This window comes from Bradyrhizobium sp. GW821-FHT13H06 (assembly GCF_058803975.1).
The window spans coordinates 643,328-661,232 of the sequence record NZ_JBXAPN010000001.1 but is presented as its reverse complement, the minus strand read 5'-3'; the positions used below and the strand labels follow the sequence as shown (position 1 = coordinate 661,232).

13 protein-coding genes and 2 tRNA genes are annotated in these 17,905 nt (G+C 65.4%); 14 read left to right on the top strand and 1 reads right to left on the bottom strand.

The genetic code is table 11. From position 1 onward, the window contains the following. The first annotated feature begins 28 nt into the window (after positions 1–28). The 6 genes from AC1RQP_RS03070 (at position 29) to AC1RQP_RS03045 (ending at position 8,508) form a co-directional block, all read left to right on the top strand. Positions 29–3,178, top strand: coding sequence for an efflux RND transporter permease subunit (locus AC1RQP_RS03070; protein ID WP_492935888.1), 3,150 nt, complete (start codon positions 29–31; stop codon positions 3,176–3,178). Next, positions 3,178–6,282 (top strand): efflux RND transporter permease subunit, encoded by a 3,105-nt coding sequence (locus tag AC1RQP_RS03065; protein WP_492935887.1) that lies wholly within the window; start codon positions 3,178–3,180, stop codon positions 6,280–6,282. The genes AC1RQP_RS03070 and AC1RQP_RS03065 overlap by 1 nt, the downstream gene beginning before the upstream one ends. A 36-nt stretch (positions 6,283–6,318) precedes the next feature. Continuing rightward, positions 6,319–7,053, top strand: coding sequence for a tRNA-uridine aminocarboxypropyltransferase (locus tag AC1RQP_RS03060; protein ID WP_440640310.1), 735 nt, complete (start codon positions 6,319–6,321; stop codon positions 7,051–7,053). A gap of 94 nt (positions 7,054–7,147) precedes the next feature. Further along, a tRNA-Cys gene (locus tag AC1RQP_RS03055) sits at positions 7,148–7,221 on the top strand. Positions 7,222–7,697: 476 nt separating this feature from the next. Continuing rightward, positions 7,698–8,120, top strand: coding sequence for a hypothetical protein (locus tag AC1RQP_RS03050; protein ID WP_492935886.1), 423 nt, complete (start codon positions 7,698–7,700; stop codon positions 8,118–8,120). A 241-nt stretch (positions 8,121–8,361) separates the two neighbouring features. Further along, a complete protein-coding gene (locus AC1RQP_RS03045) occupies positions 8,362–8,508 on the top strand; it encodes a hypothetical protein (protein ID WP_239623533.1) in 147 nt (48 codons plus the stop codon). Positions 8,509–8,585: 77 nt separating this feature from the next. On the opposite strand, the gene AC1RQP_RS03040 is transcribed toward AC1RQP_RS03045, so the two are convergent. After that, positions 8,586–8,780 (bottom strand): hypothetical protein, encoded by a 195-nt coding sequence (locus AC1RQP_RS03040; protein WP_492935885.1) that lies wholly within the window; start codon positions 8,778–8,780, stop codon positions 8,586–8,588. An 842-nt stretch (positions 8,781–9,622) separates the two neighbouring features. On the opposite strand from AC1RQP_RS03040, the gene AC1RQP_RS03035 reads away from it, so the two are divergent. From AC1RQP_RS03035 to AC1RQP_RS03000, 8 genes are all read left to right on the top strand, one after another. After that, the gene (locus tag AC1RQP_RS03035; protein WP_492935884.1) at positions 9,623–10,543 is read left to right on the top strand and encodes an ABC transporter substrate-binding protein; all 921 of its coding nucleotides are present in this window, start codon (positions 9,623–9,625) and stop codon (positions 10,541–10,543) included. Further along, entirely contained in the window at positions 10,543–12,165 is a 1,623-nt protein-coding gene (locus AC1RQP_RS03030) for an amino acid ABC transporter permease/ATP-binding protein (RefSeq protein WP_492935883.1), read from the top strand. Before AC1RQP_RS03035 ends, AC1RQP_RS03030 begins: the two co-directional genes overlap by 1 nt. Before the next feature lie 43 nt (positions 12,166–12,208). Further along, entirely contained in the window at positions 12,209–13,450 is a 1,242-nt protein-coding gene (locus tag AC1RQP_RS03025) for an acetamidase/formamidase family protein (RefSeq protein ID WP_492935882.1), read from the top strand. Positions 13,451–13,610: 160 nt separating this feature from the next. Beyond that, complete coding sequence (locus tag AC1RQP_RS03020; RefSeq protein WP_492936371.1) at positions 13,611–15,941, top strand: acetamidase/formamidase family protein; 2,331 nt, start codon at positions 13,611–13,613, stop codon at positions 15,939–15,941. A gap of 13 nt (positions 15,942–15,954) precedes the next feature. After that, positions 15,955–16,338, top strand: a complete 384-nt coding sequence (locus tag AC1RQP_RS03015; RefSeq protein ID WP_492935881.1) for a RidA family protein — start codon at positions 15,955–15,957, stop codon at positions 16,336–16,338. Positions 16,339–16,609: 271 nt separating this feature from the next. Beyond that, positions 16,610–16,684 (top strand) — tRNA-Asn (locus AC1RQP_RS03010). 210 nt (positions 16,685–16,894) lie between these two features. Continuing rightward, entirely contained in the window at positions 16,895–17,074 is a 180-nt protein-coding gene (locus AC1RQP_RS03005; RefSeq protein ID WP_028176399.1) for a hypothetical protein, read from the top strand. 139 nt (positions 17,075–17,213) lie between these two features. Further along, positions 17,214–17,876, top strand: coding sequence for a protein-L-isoaspartate O-methyltransferase family protein (locus AC1RQP_RS03000; RefSeq protein WP_239623539.1), 663 nt, complete (start codon positions 17,214–17,216; stop codon positions 17,874–17,876). Positions 17,877–17,905 lie beyond the last annotated feature (29 nt).

The window sequence follows — 17,905 nt, the reverse complement described above, 5'->3', positions numbered from 1 at the left end:
CCGCCGCATGAAGCGGCAGGCGTAACCCATGGGCGTCTCCGAACCCTTCATCCGCCGGCCGATCGCGACCTCGCTGCTCGGCATCGCGCTCTTGATCGGCGGACTGCTGGGCTATTTCGCGCTGCCGGTCTCGGCGCTGCCTCAGGTCGATTTCCCGACCGTGCAGGTGACGACGCAGCTTCCGGGCGCCAGCCCCGACGTGATCGCCTCGCTGATCACCGCGCCGCTGGAGCGGCAGCTCGGCCAGATCCCGTCGCTGTCGGCGATGAATTCGACCAGCTCGTTCGGCGTCAGCCAGATCTCGCTCCAGTTCGACCTCAACCGCGATATCGACGGTGCGACCCAGGACGTGCAGGCCGCGATCAATGCCGCGGCCGGCGTGCTGCCCAAGACGCTGCCTTATCCGCCGACCTACGCCAAGGTGAACCCGGCGGATGCGCCGGTGATGACGCTGGCGCTACGCTCCGACACGATCTCGTTGCGCGTGATGAGCGATATCGCCGACACCATTCTGGCGCAGCGTTTGAGCCAGATTTCCGGCGTCGGACGGGTCTCGGTCCTCGGCGGGCTGAAGCCGGCAGTGCGCATCCAGGCCGATCTCGCGCGCCTTGCGGCCTACGGCATCGCCATGGAAGATCTGCGCACTGCGATCGCCAATGCCAATGTCTCGGGGCCGAAGGGCTCGCTCGACGGCGCGCAGCAATCCTACATCATCGCAGCCAACGACCAGATCGCCGCCGCTGACGCCTACAGGCCGGTCATCATCGCCTATCGCAACGGCTCGCCCGTCACCATCGGCGACGTCGCCCAGATCGTCGACGGCCTCGAGAACGACCGCACCGGCGGCTGGTACCAGGGCACGCCGGCGGTCATCATCGACATCCAGCGCCAGCCCGGCGCCAACGTCATCGACGTCGTCAGCCAGATCCGCGCCGAGATTCCAAAGGTCCAGCGCGCGATCCCGGCCGGCGTGAACCTCACCATCGTCTCGGACCGCACCGTCACCATCCGCGCCTCGGTGCGCGACGTGCAGTTTACGTTGATCCTTGCCGTCGTGCTGGTGACGCTGGTGGTGCTGCTGTTCCTGCGCTCGCTGCGCGCCACGCTGATTGCCGGCGTCGCGCTGCCGCTGTCGCTGATCACGAGCTTCGGCATCATGTATTTTGCCGGCTTCAGCCTCGACAATCTCTCGCTGATGGCGCTCACGATCGGCACCGGCTTCGTCGTCGACGACGCCATCGTCATGATCGAGAATATCGTCCGCCACATGGAGAACGGCGACAGTGCGATGGAGGCCTCGCTGAAAGGCGCCAGCGAGATCGGCTTCACCGTGATCTCGCTGACGGTGTCGCTGATAGCGGTCTTCATTCCGCTGCTGTTCATGTCGGGTCTCGTCGGGCGCATGTTCCGGGAATTCGCGCTGACCTTGACGATCGCGGTCGTGACGTCGGCGGTGGTCTCGCTGACGCTGACGCCGATGATGTGCTCGCGCCTGCTCAAGCACGCCCATGAGGAGCTGGCGGTGCCGGGCTTGGCCGCGATCAGCCGCTTCATTGACCGCACGGTCGATGGCTATCACAGATCGCTTTTGTGGGTCCTGGAGCGCCAGCGCGCCACGCTGGTCGTGACCTTCGCCACGCTGATTGCGACCCTCGTGCTCTATGTCGTCGCGCCCAAGGGGTTCCTCCCGCTGCAGGACACCGCCTCGATCACGGCGGTGACGGAGGCTGGGCCCGACGTGTCGTTTGCGGAGATGAAGAGACGGCAGGCCGAGGCGGCCGACGCCATCAGGGCCGATCCCGACGTGGTCGGCGTGGTCTCGGTGATCGGCGCGGGCTCGGTCAACCCGACTACCAATGTCGGCCGGCTCGTCATGAGCTTGAAGCCGCGCGGCGAGCGGCGTGACGACATCACGGGCGTCGTGGCCCGGCTGAAGGAGCGGGTATCAGGCATCCCCGGCATGACCGTCTATTTCCAGCCGGTGCAGGACGTGCAGATCTCGACCCAGTCGAGCCGCTCGCAATACCAGTACACGCTGACCGGCACCGATGCGACGCTGGTCTCGGAATGGGCGCGCAAGCTGATTGCGGAGATGCGGCGCGATCCCTTGTTCCGGGACGTCTCCTCCGAGGCGCAGGAGGGGGGCTTGCGGGCCCAGCTCGATGTCGACCGCACCCGCGCCGGCCAGCTCGGCGTCAGCCTTCAGGCCATCACCGACACGCTCAACGACGCCTTCGCCCAGCGACAGATCTCGACCATTTACGGGCAGGCCAACCAGTACCGCGTGGTGCTGGAGGCGCTGCCGATGTATCAGCGCGATCCCTCGATCCTGTCAAAGCTCTATCTGCCGGGCGCCGCCAGCACCACCGTCGGCGCGCCCAACGCGCAGGTGCCGCTGTCGGCCGTGGCGACGCTGAAGCGGACAACGGCGCCGCTCGCGATCTCGCACCAGGCGCAATTCCCGTCCGTGTCGCTCAGCTTCAACCTCGCGCCGGGCGCGGCGCTTGGCGATGCCGTCGAGGCCGTGAAGACCATCGAGACCCGCATCGGCATGCCCAACAGCATCGTCGGCGTCTATGCCGGCGATGCCGCCGAATTCGCCAAGGCGCTCGCCGGACAGCCCTGGCTGCTGCTCGCCGCCGTGATCACCATCTACATCGTGCTGGGCGTGCTCTATGAGAGCTACATCCATCCGATCACGATCCTCTCGACGCTACCCTCGGCCGGCGTCGGTGCGATCCTGGCGCTGATGCTGTGCGGTCAGGATCTCTCGGTGATCGGCCTGATCGGCATCATCCTCCTGATGGGCATCGTCAAGAAGAACGCGATCATGATGATCGACTTCGCGCTGGAGGCCGAGCGCCGGCAGGGCATGTCGCCGAACGAGGCGATCGTGCAGGCGTGTCTCTTGCGCTTTCGTCCCATCATGATGACGACGCTGGCGGCGCTGTTCGGCGCGCTGCCGCTCGCGATCGAGAGCGGCACCGGCGCCGAGCTGCGATTCCCGCTCGGCATCTCCATCATCGGCGGCCTGCTGCTGAGCCAGCTCCTGACGCTCTACACCACCCCCGTGATCTATCTCGCGCTCGACCGCATCAACCGCCGCCTCGAGCAGGCGCTGCCGCCCGCCGAATCCGGCGGGCCGCCGGTCGCCGGCGCGACCGAGGGGATGCAGTGATGGCATCGATCTCGGAGCCCTTCATCCGCCGGCCGGTCGCGACCACACTGCTGTCGATCGGGTTGTTCCTGCTGGGTGTCGTGGCCTACCATTTCCTTCCCGTCGCCTCGGTCCCGAACGTCGATTTCCCCGCCATCTTCGTCTCGGCCAGCCGGCCCGGCGCCGATCCGTCCGTGATGGCGGCCACGGTGGCTTCGCCTCTGGAGCGGCGGTTGGGCGAGATCGCCGGCATCAACCAGATCACCTCGACCTCGACCCTCGGCACGACCAGCATCCAGCTCCAGTTCGACATCGGCCGCAACATCGACAAGGCCGCACGCGACGTGCAGGCGGCGATCAATGCCGCGATGGTCGACCTGCCGAGCGACCTGCCGACGCTGCCGCGCTTCCGCAAGGCGAACACGGCCGGCGCGCCCGTCTTCGTGCTGGCGCTGACCTCGAAGACGCTGTCGGCAAGCGCGATCTACGACGTCGCCGACACCGTGCTGGCGCAGCGCATCTCGCAGGTGCCGGGCGTCGGTGACGTCACCGTGTCCGGCGCCGACCAGCCGGCCGTGCGGGTGCAGCTCAACCCCGTGGCGCTGTCGAACGCCGGGATCGCCACCGACGACGTCCGGACCGCGATCATCAACGCCAACCCGCTCGGTCCCGTCGGCATTTTCGAGGGCGAGCGTCAGAGCGAGACGCTGGCGCTCAATCGGCAGATGCGCACCGCGAAAGAGTTCCGCGACATCATCATCAAGAGCTCCAACGGCAATTTCGTGCGGCTCTCGGACGTCGCCGACATCGAGGATTCCGTCCGCAACGCCCGCTCGATCGCCTGGTTCAACAAGCAGCCGGCGGTGCTGATCCAGATCACCAAGCAGGGTGATGCCAACGTCATCGACACCGTCGACAGGGTGAAGGCGCTGATCCCTGCGCTGAAGCAGTGGATCCCGGCCGGCGTCGAGATCTCCACTTTGGTCGACCGCACCGGCACGATCCGCGCCAGCGTGCTGGACATGCAGTGGACCCTGCTGGCGACCGCGTTCCTGGTGATGGCCGTTGTGTTCGTGTTCCTGCGACGGCTGACCCCGACGATCGCGGCCGGCATCTCGGTGCCGCTGGCGCTGGCCGGCACCTGCGCCGGCATGTGGGTCGCGGGCTTCTCGATCGACAATCTGTCGCTGATGGCGCTGGCGATTTCCGTCGGCTTCGTGGTCGACGACGCCATCGTCATGATCGAGAACATGTACCGCAATCTCGAGCATGGCATGCGGCCGTTCCAAGCGGCGCAGGAGGGCGCGAAGCAGATCGGCTTCACGGTGGTCTCGATCAGCCTGTCGCTGATCGCGGCGTTCACGCCGCTGATCTTCATGGACGGCATCGTCGGCCGGCTGCTGCGCGAATTCTCGCTGACGCTGACCTTCGCCATCCTGGTCTCGACGCTGGTGTCGCTCACGGTCACGCCGATGATCTGCGCCCATTACATCCGGCAGACCACGTCCGGCACCGCGACCCTGTTCGACCGCGTCGTCGAAGGCTCGCTGTCGCGCCTCGTCGCCTTCTACGCCCGCACCTTGCGCACCGTGCTGGAATTTCCGCTGCTGACGCTGCTGGTGTTCTTCGCGACTATCGCGCTCACGGTGACACTCTACATCAAGGTCCCCAAGGGCTATTTCCCGACGGACGATTCCGGTTTCATCATCGGCGCGACGCGCGCCTCGGCCGACATCTCGTTCCAGTCGATGCTTGGTCTGCAGCAGCGGCTGGCCGACATCGTGATGCAGGATCCGGCCGTGGCCGGCATTGGCTCGACCGTCGGCAGCGGAGGCGGGCCGGGCGGGGCGACCTCGAACCGCGGCACCATGTTCATCAGCCTGAAGCCGCCGGAAGAGCGCGACCACGTCTCGACGCAGGTCGTGATCGACCGCCTCAGGCGCGCGCTATACCCCGTCCCCGGCATCCGCCTCTTCATGTTCGCCGCCCAGGACGTGCGCGCCGGCGGACGGCAGAGCGATTCCGATTACCAGTACACGCTCTCCAGCACCGATCTCGGCCTGTTGCAGAAATGGGCGCCAATCGTGGCCAAACGCATGGACAGCGTGGAGGGCATCACCGACATCTCCAGCGATCGCGATCCTGGCGGGCTTCAGCTCACGCTTTCCATCGACCGCCAGAAAGCCTCGGCGCTCGGCGTCAGGGTTCAGGACATCGACAACGCGCTCAACAATGCGTTCGCGCAGCGGCAGATCTCGATCATCTATACCCAGCGCAACCAGTACATGATCGTGCTGGAGATCGACCCGAAATTCCAGGTCGATCCCTCCAACCTCGATCGCATCTATGTCGCCGGCGCGGGCGACGCCCAGGTGCCTCTCTCGGCCGTGGTGCATGCGACGCGCGGGCTCGCCGCGCTGGCGGTCTATCACTCGCAATCGTTCCCTTCGACCACAGTGTCGTTCAACCTGCTGCCGGACGTGCCGCTGCAGGCCGCAACGCAGAACATCCAGCGCGCGGTCGAGGAATTGCACATGCCAGAGGGCATTCGCGGCAGCTTCGACGGCAATGCCGGGGACTTCGCCAGGACCAGCGGCCGTCAGCCGCTCCTGATCCTCGGCGCGCTGGTCGCGATGTATATTGTGCTGGGGGTGCTCTATGAGAGCCTTGCCCATCCGCTCACGATCATCTCGACGCTGCCCTCGGCCGGGCTCGGCGCACTGCTCGCCTTGCAGATCACCAACACGCCGCTGACGGTGATCGCCTTCGTCGGCATCATCCTGCTCATCGGCATCGTCAAGAAGAACGGCATCATGATGGTGGATTTCGCGCTCGACGCCGAACGCCGGCGCGGCCTGTCCTCGGCGGAGGCGATCTTCGAGGCCTGCCAGGCGCGCTTCCGTCCGATCCTGATGACGACCATGGCGGCGCTGTTCGCCGGCATTCCGCTCGTGGTCGCGACCGGCCCCGGCACGGAGCTGCGCCGCCCGCTCGGCATCACCATCATCGGCGGCCTGTTCGTCTCGCAGATCCTGACACTCTACACCACGCCAGTGATCTATCTCCTGATCGACCGCCTGCGGCGCCGTTCCGAGCCGCGTCCGCTGCCGGCACCGGCGGAATAGGTTGTTGAAGCGGCGCGCGAAGCGTATAGCGCGCCCATGTCGAACCCAGCAGATACGGCCGCTGCCGATCCCATTCCCGAATGCCCGCACTGCCAGAAGCCGATGCCGCTGTGCATCTGCGACAGCGTCACCCCGATCGAAAACCGGCTGTCGCTCCTGATCCTCCAGCATCCGCAGGAGCAGGACAGGGCGCTCGGCACCGCGCGGCTGCTTGCCAGGCATTTCGCCGATGCCACAGTGCGGGTCGGCCTGTCCTGGCCGAGCCTGTCCAAGGCGCTGGGGCGGCCGGTCGAGAACGCCTCGCACTGGGCCGTGCTCTACCTCGGCTCGGCGCGCGCGGCCGATCTCGAGGCCGAAGGCGAGATCGTCGCGCTCAACCGCAAGGGTGAGGTCGCCGAGAACCAGCGCGCGATCCTCGGCAAGCTCGAAGGCGTGGTGCTGCTCGACGGCACCTGGAGCCAGGCCAAGGCGCTGTGGTGGCGCAATCCGTGGATGCTCAAGTGCCAGCGCGTGATCCTCAATCCGGCGCACCCCTCGCGTTACGGACGTCTGCGCCGCGAGCCGCGCAGCGACGGGCTCTCGACCATCGAGGCCGCGGCGACGATCCTCGCCGGGCTCGAGCGGCGTCCGGACATCGCCGACACGCTGCATGCGAGTTTTGAGCGGCTGTTGACACGATACCGCGAGGTCCAGGCCGAGATGCCGGAATTGGCGCCCAAACCTGCCCCGAAGGGCCGCCGGCGCGACTTCCGGCGTCGCAAACGCGCCTGACTTCGATCCACATCGGAAGAGCCCCGTCGCCGCCATGGTCGGACGAAGGCGGTTGCCTAAACGCTTCATCCCCTATATTGCTCCGCCCTTACGGGGCCACGTGGCGGAGTGGTTACGCAACGGTCTGCAAAACCGTGTACACCAGTTCAATTCTGGTCGTGGCCTCCATTTTAAATCAATGACTTAGCCGGAGGCCAAGAGCTGCGTTGGGGACCCGCTAGGGACCCTTCCTCAGAGGGGTGGGGCACGCCGGAACACTCGGGGTACCGAGTATGAGTTCCCCAACATTTGCTGGTCTTTCACCGTCGGGCCGTTATCGAGTCTCCGCCTGCCGACGCCAGCGCCAATAGCCTTGGCAGCGTCGAAGCGGATGGCGGGTTCGGCTACTACTTCAAAGGTGACGCGCACGCACGCTCGGTACGCGCGAGCGGGTGGATTTCCACCCACATTGCGGAGGCGGCAGGCGTCACATCGCCGGGCGCTTAGAGGAAGTGGACGATTGCTCCGCTATTGCATCGGGCAGTGACATCTTGTCCTGAACAACCTTCATGGTAACTTTGAGTTTGGATCCGGCCAAGCCTAATGGCCGACGCGATTTTTTTGCGACTGCCGCCGGAAAACCGGTACTCGGGAAAGTCCGTAGGATGCCAGACAACGTCGCTTTGTTCGCCATCATCATTCTGTTGCTTCCGATGGTCTATTTCCTGCTAGCAGCACCGGCCTTTCTGCTGGTGAGATTGGACATCCCGCCCGTTGCCTTGCTATTGCGCTCCATGTTCAGTGGTTATTTCCTGACTGTGGCAATTGCCGGCGTCGTTGGAACGATGGCCCTCGCAGTGACTGGCCGTCTACTTCTAACCGCTGGAATAGGCTTGATAGCGGCATTCGCGGCCTTGTCTCGCCGCTGGTTCTTGCGGCGGATGGATGCCCGGCTCAGTGAGAGCGGAGCTGACGCCGCACGCCAGCTGCGACGGCTACACTGGGGCGGCATGCTGAGCAACGCGGTCCAAGTTGCCGCTGTCGTGGCCTGCATTCCTTATATCGCAGTCGCGCCGCAATCCGTTTGACGTCGGCGGCCTGCAAAACCGTGTACACCAGTTCAATTCTGGTCGTGGCCCGCTGGCGGATTGCCAGCCTTCGTCTGGCCGCCTTTGGGCGGCTGCATTCTACCTTCCGCCAGTTCCAAACGGGGTGGCGGGCTGACACCGGGTTTGTCCGGGCCTCCCGCAAACCAGCGATTTAGGCCCACTGGCATAGAGTTCGCATCGGTGAGGTGGAATATCCGATCAATCGAGCGCTGGAGAAACCGTGGGCGAGATCGTCCGATTTGTTCCGAAATCCGAGCTGGAGCGGGCTCGCCTCATTCGTGAGGCGCGTGCGATCTATGACAGCATCTTTCCGCCGGCTGCACCCGACCGGGCGCCGCAGGACGGCGAGGAACGTATCAAGAGTTGATCCTGGTCGCGCCCGGCCCGGGCTCGATAATGCCAAGGCGCCCGCAAGGGGCCGCATCCGGTTAGGCGAAGGCGCCGTCAGCAGGCCGCATACCAGCCGTCGGGAAAGGGCAGGAGGGGCCAAGCGCCCTCGTTGTCATTGGCGGCCTTGGGCGTCGCGTCGAAACTCCACGAGCGGGGCACGAATTCCTCCTCCGGCGCGGGAGCCAGATCTTCAAGGACCATGACGTCCCTGACGGCATCCAGCAGCAAGTTGAATTCGGCTTCGCTCATCACACCCTCCGGAACGCGGATGAGGCAATGTCGCAAAGCCGGCTTGTTTTCGGATTGACCCGATCGCTCGCATTTTAACGATCCGGCGATCGGGACCCGATTGGTTAGCGATTCCTGAAAAAGTTCCGCGCGAATCCTACGTGCCGCCACGGCCTCGTTGGTGTGAAAGAGATCACATTCCCACTGGCTTATTTCTCCTAGCTCTTCGCACCAAAGTCGCCCGGCGCAGGCCGGGAGGGCAGGGCAGAACGGAGCAGCGACGGGCATGCACCCCTGACGTTTACCGCCTCTGCGCCGGCGAGATCCCCAACGTCCGCGCCATCACGGCCTGCTTGCGCCGCAACCGGTCCAGCCTCAACGAGGCCTGTCGCGCGGCACGATCAGGCTGGCGGCTGAGTTGTGCGGCCTGTGGGTTTGTGCGCAGCAAGTACCTCGCACGGGCTCACGAATCCGGCATAGTGAGCCTGTGGATATGCTGCGGACAGGCTGTGTAGGGCCGGTGGATTTGCTGCGGATGTCGACCGTAGATGCTTCTGCGCGGAGCCGCATCTCCATCGGAAAATGTCACATCTCTGTCAAATCACCTCACCAAATGATTCTCTGATCGGGCATTCGCTGCGGCAGCCGGGATCATTTGGTTCTCCCGAATTCGAAAATCCCGCCCCCGCACCGCTTCGTGGCCTGCGAACAGTTTTTGTGCAGCCGTCTGCCCAAATGCGGGGCGCACTCCATCCAATTTTTTGTACGCCCGCGGACAAGCTTTTCGCGGCGCACTCCCGCACGCTTCCGCCCCGATCACTGGACCATGGCAGGCGCCATGACATTTCGGAGGAACTGGCGAGATGGAGAAATCGGTTTGGCCCCAGGCGCGGCGGGGAGTGGCGCGCGCATCATTGCCACGGCGCAAGCTCTTGCTCGGTGCCGCCATTGCTTTCGGCCTCGTCGTTGCCGCTCCGTTGAGCGCGCAGGCCGCAGCGCCCGCCGCCTGCGCCGCGCTTCAGGAAAAGTATCCGGACTGGAAGGGCAAGACGCTCGTCAACGCCATCAATCCGCACACGCCGGGCTATGAGACGATCGATCCCAAGGATCCCAGCAAGTATATCGGCTTCGACATCGATCTCGGCGAAGCCATCGGCGAATGTCTCGGTTTCAAGCTGACCTACAAGGCGGTGACGTTCGCGGCACTCCTGACCACGCTCGCCGCCGGACAGGCCGATATCGTGATCTCCGACATCTACGCCACCAAGGAGCGCGCCAAGGCCGCCGACTTCATCACCTACTCGAAGGTGTTCGACGGCGTGCTGGTCGCCAAGGGCAATCCGAAGGGCATCAACGGCATCAACATGTCGCTGTGCGGCGCCGCTGCCGCCGAAAACACCGGCTATGTCGAGGTGCCCCTGATCCAGGCGTTGATCCCGGAGTGCAAGAAGGCCGGCAAGCCCGAACCGACCATCCAGCTCTACGACAACAACGCCAACTGCATTCAGGCGATCCTCGCCGGCCGCGCCGACACCTACATCAACGACGTCAACACCGTCGATAGCGCCGTAAAAGCCTATCCGGACAAGCTGGAGAAGGCGATCGCGGTGACGATCCCGTATTCCGTCGGCATCGCCGTGCCCAAGAACAAGCCGAAATTCCGCGACGCCGTGCTCGCCGCGCTGATCGAGGTGCAGAAGGCCGGCACGCACATGGAGCTTCTGAAGAAGCATGGGCTCGATGTGAACAACTTCATGGAGCCGGAAATCCTCACGGCCGACTGATGTCGCTGTTCCTCCACTATCTGAGCATGCCGTATCTGCTCGCGGGCATCGAGCTCACCCTCGAGGTGACCGCCCTCGGGCTCGGCGGCGGATTGATCCTCGGATTGATCCTCGCCGGCATGCAGCTCTCCCGCTTCTGGCCCCTGGCGGCGATCGCCAGGGCCTACACCGTGATCTTCCGCGGCACGCCGCTGATCCTTCAGATGGTGTTCGCCTACGACGCGCTGCCGCATATCGGCATCAAGCTGCCGGCGGTGCTGGCCGCCGGCCTCGCGCTCGCCTGCAACGAGGCGCCATTCATCGCGGAGATGCTGCGCGCCGGCGTGCTCGGCGTCGATCGCGGGCAGCTGACGGCGGGGCAGGCGCTGGGCATGACGCCGTCAGTGCTGATGCGCAGGATCATCGCGCCGCAGGCCATCCGCACCATGATCCCGGCCTTCGGCAACGAGGCGGTGAGTGCGCTGAAGAATTCCTCGCTCGCCTCCGTCGTCGCGGTGCAGGAGCTGACCTTGCGCTCGACGCAGCTGGCGTCCTCGACCTTCGACTTCTTCTCGATCTTCTTCGCCTCGGGTCTGCTCTATCTCGTGCTGACCGCAACCATCAGCGCGATCCAGCTCTTCGTCGAATGGCTGCTCGATCTCGACCGCACCACGCGCCGCGAGCGCAAGCTCGCCGATTATCTGCCCTGGCGCCGCGTCGATCTGGTCACCAAGCTCGAACTCGCCGATGCGACCGTCGCCGATCCGGAGCCCGCGCCAGCAGAGCTCGCGGTCACGCCGCCGCTGGCCCTGACCCGCGAGGAGCGGGCCCGCCGCGCCGCGACGATCGCGCGAAATAATATCGCGGTCGAAGTGAAGGACCTGACCAAGAGCTACGGGCCACAGACGGTGCTCGGGGGCCTCGACCTCACGGTGCGCATCGGCGAAGTGGTCGCGCTGCTCGGCCCGAGCGGCTCCGGCAAGAGCACGCTGCTTCGCTGCATCAACCACCTCGAAAACTGGGACGCCGGCACCGTGCGCGTCGGCGGCCGGCGCCTCGGCTTCAGCGAGAACGGCAAGCCGTTGTCGCCGCGGGCGATCGCCAATGAGCGCGCCAGTGTCGGCGTCGGCATGGTGTTCCAGCAGTTCAATCTGTTCGCGCATCTGTCGGCGAAGGAGAACATCGCCGGTCCCCTGCGCTGGGTTCACGGCATGACCCGCATCGATGCCGACCGTCGCGCCGCCGAGCTGCTCGACCGCGTCGGGCTCTCGCATCGCGCCCACGCGCTGCCGCGGCATCTGTCCGGCGGCCAGCAGCAGCGCGTCGCCATCGCCCGCGCGCTGGCGCCGAACCCGAGCGTGCTGCTGCTGGACGAGCCGACCTCGGCGCTCGATCCGGAGCTGGTCAACGAAGTGCTGGAAGTGATCCGCCGCCTCGCCATCGACGACGGCCTCACCATGATCATCTCGACGCACCAGATCCGCTTCGCTGACGAGGTCGCCGACCGCGTCGCCTTCCTGAGCGGCGGTGCGATCATCGAGGAAGGGCCGGCGCACGAGGTGCTCTCCAATCCCCGCAATCCGCTGACGGCGCGATTCCTCAGCGTGATGGAAGCCGACAAGACTCCGGAGGCGGTGCGATGAGCGGCGCATCCGCAAGGTTCAAGACTCCCGAAGAGGCCACCTCATGAAGCATGTCACGCTGCCGGTTTCGCCGAAAACCGTCCACTGGGGCTATTTCTCCAAGACAGTCGCGCCGGCCCTGACGCTGCGCTCAGGTGATCGCGCCACCATCGAAACACTGACCCATCATGCCAATGACGATTACGAGCGCATGATCCAGGGCGATCCCGGCGCCGAGAGCGTGTTCCAGTGGACGCGCGAGCACAAGGCCGTCGCGCGCCGCGGCTCCGGCCCGACGGAGGGTCCGTTCATTCGCGGCGCAGGCGAGGGGATCGGCGTGCATTTGCTCACCGGACCGGTCGCAATCGAAGGCGCCGAGCCCGGCGACATTCTGGAGGTGCGCATCCTCGACGTGCGGCCACGGCCGAGCTGCAGCGCCTGCCATGCCGGCCGCTGCTTCGGCTCCAACGTCGCAGCCAATTGGGGCTTTCACTATCACGACCTGATCGAGGAGCCGAAGCCGCGCGAGGTCGTCACCATCTTCGAGCTGGACACCTCCGGCGAGCCCTATGCGAAGGCGGTCTACAATTACGTCTGGACGCCGCAGACCGATCCTGACGGCATCGTGCATCCGACCATCGACTATCCCGGCGTCCGCGTCGACCACGCCACCATCAGGAAGCGCGAGAACATTCTCTCCAACGTGAAGGTGCCGGCGCGACTGCATTTCGGCACGATGGGCCTCGCACCGTCGGAGGCCGACTTCGTCAGCTCGATTCCGCCGAGCTACACCGGCGGCAACATCGACGACTGGCGCATCGGCAAGGGCGCGCGGATGTTCTATCCGGTTGCCGTCCCCGGCGCTTATTTCTCGGTCGGCGATCCTCACGCCGCACAGGGCGACAGCGAGCTCGGCGGCACCGCGATCGAGACCTCGCTGACCGGCGACTTCGAATTCATCCTGCACAAGAAGGCCGACCTTGCCGGCACCAGCCTCGAAGGCCTCGACCACCCGATGCTGGAGACCGACCACGCCTGGTCGTTCTACGGTTTCACCTATCCGAACTATCTCGCCACGCTCGGCGCCGATGCACAAACCGAGATTGCCAATCACTCGAGTCTCGACCGTGCGATGCGCGATGCGTTCAGAAAGCTCCGGCGCTTCCTGATGACCGTGCATCGTCTCAGCGAGGACGAGGCGATCTCGCTGATGTCGGTCGGGGCCGATTTCGGCGTCACCCAGGTCGTCGACGCCAATTGGGGCGTCCACGGCACGATCCGCAAGAACATCTTCCGGTGCGACTGAATCTCTCCACGTCGTCCTGCTCTAACGCTCTGAAGAGCAGCCCGTTTTTCAGGATCGGATGGTGACCGACGAACCTCGTCTTCGGCCCGTCGCTGCGACGGATGACCGCGTGCGTCTGGCACGGAGGTTGCTTCGATCGACTGCAATCTGGGTCGATCCGATGAGCTTCCGCCCGTTCACGAGCGAGTCCTACGCGCAAGACGACCGCCCAGAAGCCTGGCGGGACGTGCTGGCCGCGGTCGGCCTGCAGCCGGCGGGTGGCCACAGCGTATTGGACGGACACGCGACCGCATCGCACCGGCATGCCGCAGGCGTCGCACTGACGCGCATGGCTGCGGGCGCGCAGAGCGTCGTCCCGCTCGCACGAGCAAGCGAAGACCTTCCCATCGCGCTGATGCCGGTCGAGGATGGCATGGTGCTGAAGAGCGCCGGCAGTCATCGTATCGTTCCCGTCGGTCATCTCGTGCTGCTGCCGCGCAGCGGCGATTGGAGCATCGTGTTCCAGCGCGACATGCGCGCCATCGTGCTGTCGGTGACGTCGGAGGCGCTGCACGGCCGCCTTTCGGGCAAGCCGCGGCTCGGCGGGCCCCGCGTCGTTCCACCGAGCGGCTTTGCCGACGTCTTCTCCCGGCTGCTCGATGCCACTGCACGGACGCTCGACACCCTGAGCGATCCCGAATGGAATTCGGTCGCGCAATCCTTCGTCGATCTGCTGCTGACGCTGGTGCATCAGCTGGCGTCCTCGGCCTCCGATGCTGGATCGAGCGCGACGCAGGCCGCGCTGCTGCACCGGATCTGCCAGACCATCGAGCGTCGCCTCGACGATCCCGATCTGGTGCCGGGGCGTGTCGCGCAGGCCGAGGGAATTTCCGAACGTTACCTGCAAAAGCTGTTCGAGACGGTCGGGGACAATTTCACCCACTACGTTCGCGAGCGCCGCCTCCAGCGCGCCTGGGCCGACCTATCCAACCCAACCGAGGCGCATCGCTCGATCTCGGAGATCGCCTACGCCTACGGTTTTGGCGACTCCGCGCATTTCAGCCGCGCCTTCCGACATCGCTTCGGCCTGCCGCCGCGCGAGTTTCGCCAGCAGGAGGCGGAGCGCGCGACTGCCCAGCACGGCGTCGCCGGCCAGCGCGGCTGGCCGCAGGAGGCACTGGCGCAGCTTCGCGTCCATCAGAGCGTGGAGACGCGCAGCAGTGTCGCCTGCGCCGGCGCCGAGGCGCGCACGACCGCCGAACGCCGTCATCACCATCTGCCGGTCGAGGCCAGCCGCGTCCATTGGGGCTATTTCAGCCGCTCGCTGCCGCCGCAGATCGAGATCGCCTCGGGCGACACCATCACCATCGAGACGCTGACGCAGCACGCCTCCGACGATCCCGAGCTAATGATCGCCGGCGATGCCGCCGCCGAAAGCGTGTTCGGCTGGACACGGGACAGGAAGAACGTCGACCGCCGCGGCGCAGGGCCCATGGATGCCAGCGTGTTCGGCCGCGGTGCCGGCGAGGGGTTCGGCGTGCACATCTGCACCGGACCCGTCGCTGTGAAGGACGCCCAGCCAGGTGATGTGCTGGAGGTGCGCATCCTGGACATCGTGCCGCGGGCGAGCCGCAATCCGAACCATACGGGCCGCGTGTTCGGCTCCTCGGTCGCGGCGTGGTGGGGCTATCACTACAACGAGTTTCTCGGCGGTCCCAAGCCGCGCGAAGCGGTCACCATCTACGAGATCTTCGACGACGCCGAGGTGCCGCACGCCTGCGCGCTCTATTCCTACCGCTGGGAGCCGCAGACCGATCCGTTTGGCGTCGTGCACACCACCTACGATTACCCCGGCGTTCCCGTCGCATCCGCCACGATCAAGCGCCGCCATGCCGTACTCGACGGCATCAGGATCCCCCTGCGTCCGCATTTCGGCGTGATCGCTGTGGCGCCGCGCGAGGTCGATTTCGTCGATTCCGTGCCGCCGTCCTATTTCGGCGGCAATCTCGACAATTGGCGGCTGGGGAAGGGGGCGGCCGTGTATCTTCCGGTCTCGGTTCCCGGGGCACTGCTGTCGGTCGGCGATCCCCATGCCGCGCAGGGCGACGGCGAGCTCAGCGGCACCGCAATCGAGTGCTCGATGACCGGCACCTTCGAGGTGATCCTGCACAAGAAGGCCGATCTCGCCGGCCTGCCCTTCGCCGATCTCTCTTATCCCCTGATCGAGACCGAGACCGATTGGGTGCTGACCGGCTTCAGCCACCCGAACTATCTCGCGGAGTTCGGCGCCCAAGGCCAAAGCGAGGTCTACGCCAAGTCCTCGCTCGACCTCGCCATGAAGGACGCGTTCCGCAAGATGCGGCGCTTCCTGATGAACGTCAAAGGCCTCAGCGAGGACGAGGCGATCGCGCTGATGTCGGCCGCCGTCGATTTCGGCGTGACGCAGGTGGTCGACGGCAATTGGGGCGTGCACGCCATCCTCAGCAAGCGCCTGTTTCAGGACGCATCTTAACAAGGACACCCAAGTGAAATTCCACATGATCAGCGGCGGACCGAAGCCGGTCGCGCCCTTCAGCCATGCGGTGGAAACCGATGGCTTCGTCTTCGTCACGGGCCAGATGCCGGACACGCCGCAGGCGCCGGGCGTGCTGCCCGAAGGCATCGTCGCGCAGACCCGCGCCGTGATGGAGAACCTGAAAGTGGTGCTCGCCGGCCTTGATCTCGGCCTCGAGCATGTCGTGATGACGCGCGTGTATCTAACCCGCTTCAAGAAGGACTATGCCGCGATGAACGAGACCTACCGCACGTTCTTCGCGCCGGATCGCCTGCCGGCGCGCACCTGCGTCGGCGTGACCGGGCTTGCCTACGACGCGCTGATCGAGATCGATCTGGTGTGCCGGCGGCCGTGATCAAGATTCAGCAAAGCTCGGGCGAGACAAGCCGCGAGGAAGCGCGTGTGTGTCTGCAACAGAGATTTGCGTCGCTGGAGAGAGGCGTTGCTTCGAGCACCGTCGTTGCGAGCGTAGCGCAAGCATCCAGAACCCATCCTCGGAAAGTGCCTGAAGGAGGGGCCGGCCCAGACCTTCCTCAAGGTGCGTTGCGGATGATGACGAATTCGTCCTTTGCAAGCGCTAGCGGCTTTGTTATACGCAGCCGCGCGCGAACGAACGGTTCGCCTTTTCCTCGGTAGCTCAGCGGTAGAGCATCCGACTGTTAATCGGATGGTCGCTGGTTCGAATCCAGCCCGGGGAGCCAAATTTTGCTGACAACTCAGTAATTTATGTCCGCATCCTCATGCGGTGCGTGATCTTCTTCGCCTGACTTTGGAGCACGGTCTCCGCAATCCAGCGTGGAATCACGCTTGAACGGATGTGTGCGCGGGCGCGGGCGCGCCATGCGGGCGGCGCCAAATCGACTCAATTCCAATCGAGCATCGACCCGCCGGACATTTACGGAGCTCATTCCATGCCAGACATCCAGGCCGACCGTTCTCTCATGGCCCCCTCGATTCTGCCGGCCGACGTTCCCGAACTTAGCGACGACGAATGCATCGCCCGTCTGGCGCGTGCGGTCGAGACGCCGGATTCGGCGCGGCTGGACGAGGTCGCAGCTCTGATCGGCCGCCTCGCTGTGGCGATCGAGTAGGACTGGTCGACCCTCCGATTGGGCAGCTGCGGAAGCCTTGGTCTCTCGGGGCCAACGGCCATGTTGCGTTTTGACCGAGCATGCTCCAAAGATGCCGCGAATTTGTTCCGCGGCATCGTCCGCATTGCAGGGTCCGCAAATGTCCGGTTTCTCGACCGCGCGCCAGAAAATGGTCGATGGCCAGGTGCGCACCAATGACGTCACCGATCGTCGTGTTCTCGATGCCATGCTCACGGTTCCGCGCGAGGCCTTCGTGCCTGCCGCCCGGCAGGCGCTGGCCTATCTCGATCTCGACCTCGACGTGAGCGAAGGCGGCGCCAAGCGGTTCCTGATCAAGCCGGCGCTCACCGGCAAGCTGCTTCAGGCCGCTGAGATCGGCGAGGATGACTGCGTTCTGGTCGTCGGCTGCGCCACGGGGTACCTCGCCGCGCTGACCGCCAAGCTTGCGCGGCAGGTTGTTGCGACCGAGTGCGATTCGGCCTTGGCCACGAAAGCCAAGGACGCCTTCGCCGCCCTGGGGCTTGCCAATGTCACCTGCCGGGCGGCGGCGTGCCCCGAAGGGGAACCTTCTGCCGCTCCCTATGACGTCATCGTCCTCAACGGAGCGGCCGAGGTGATGCCGGAAGCCCTGCTCGGGCAGCTCAAGGAGGGGGGGCGCCTGGTGGGGGTGTCGGCCGAATCCAGGCCGCCGCGCGCCATGATCGTGACCCGTACCCACGGTGAATTCGGCCATCGGGCCCTGTTCGATGCCGCAGCCCCGGTCCTTCCCGGGCTGGAACGGGCTGCCGCCTTCGTGTTCTGACGGGCCAAAGCCCGCCAAAATCCCGTTCC

Excerpts from the sequence above, each read along its gene's own strand:
- AC1RQP_RS03070 (WP_492935888.1), top strand. The coding sequence starts at position 29 with ATGGGCGTCTCCGAACCCTTCATCCGCCGGCCGATCGCGACCTCGCTG.
- AC1RQP_RS03065 (WP_492935887.1), top strand. The coding sequence starts at position 3,178 with ATGGCATCGATCTCGGAGCCCTTCATCCGCCGGCCGGTCGCGACCACA.
- AC1RQP_RS03060 (WP_440640310.1), top strand. The coding sequence starts at position 6,319 with ATGTCGAACCCAGCAGATACGGCCGCTGCCGATCCCATTCCCGAATGC.
- AC1RQP_RS03050 (WP_492935886.1), top strand. The coding sequence starts at position 7,698 with ATGCCAGACAACGTCGCTTTGTTCGCCATCATCATTCTGTTGCTTCCG.
- AC1RQP_RS03040 (WP_492935885.1), bottom strand. The coding sequence starts at position 8,780 with ATGAGCGAAGCCGAATTCAACTTGCTGCTGGATGCCGTCAGGGACGTC.
- AC1RQP_RS03035 (WP_492935884.1), top strand. The coding sequence starts at position 9,623 with ATGGAGAAATCGGTTTGGCCCCAGGCGCGGCGGGGAGTGGCGCGCGCA.
- AC1RQP_RS03030 (WP_492935883.1), top strand. The coding sequence starts at position 10,543 with ATGTCGCTGTTCCTCCACTATCTGAGCATGCCGTATCTGCTCGCGGGC.
- AC1RQP_RS03025 (WP_492935882.1), top strand. The coding sequence starts at position 12,209 with ATGAAGCATGTCACGCTGCCGGTTTCGCCGAAAACCGTCCACTGGGGC.
- AC1RQP_RS03020 (WP_492936371.1), top strand. The coding sequence starts at position 13,611 with ATGAGCTTCCGCCCGTTCACGAGCGAGTCCTACGCGCAAGACGACCGC.
- AC1RQP_RS03005 (WP_028176399.1), top strand. The coding sequence starts at position 16,895 with ATGCCAGACATCCAGGCCGACCGTTCTCTCATGGCCCCCTCGATTCTG.
- AC1RQP_RS03000 (WP_239623539.1), top strand. The coding sequence starts at position 17,214 with ATGTCCGGTTTCTCGACCGCGCGCCAGAAAATGGTCGATGGCCAGGTG.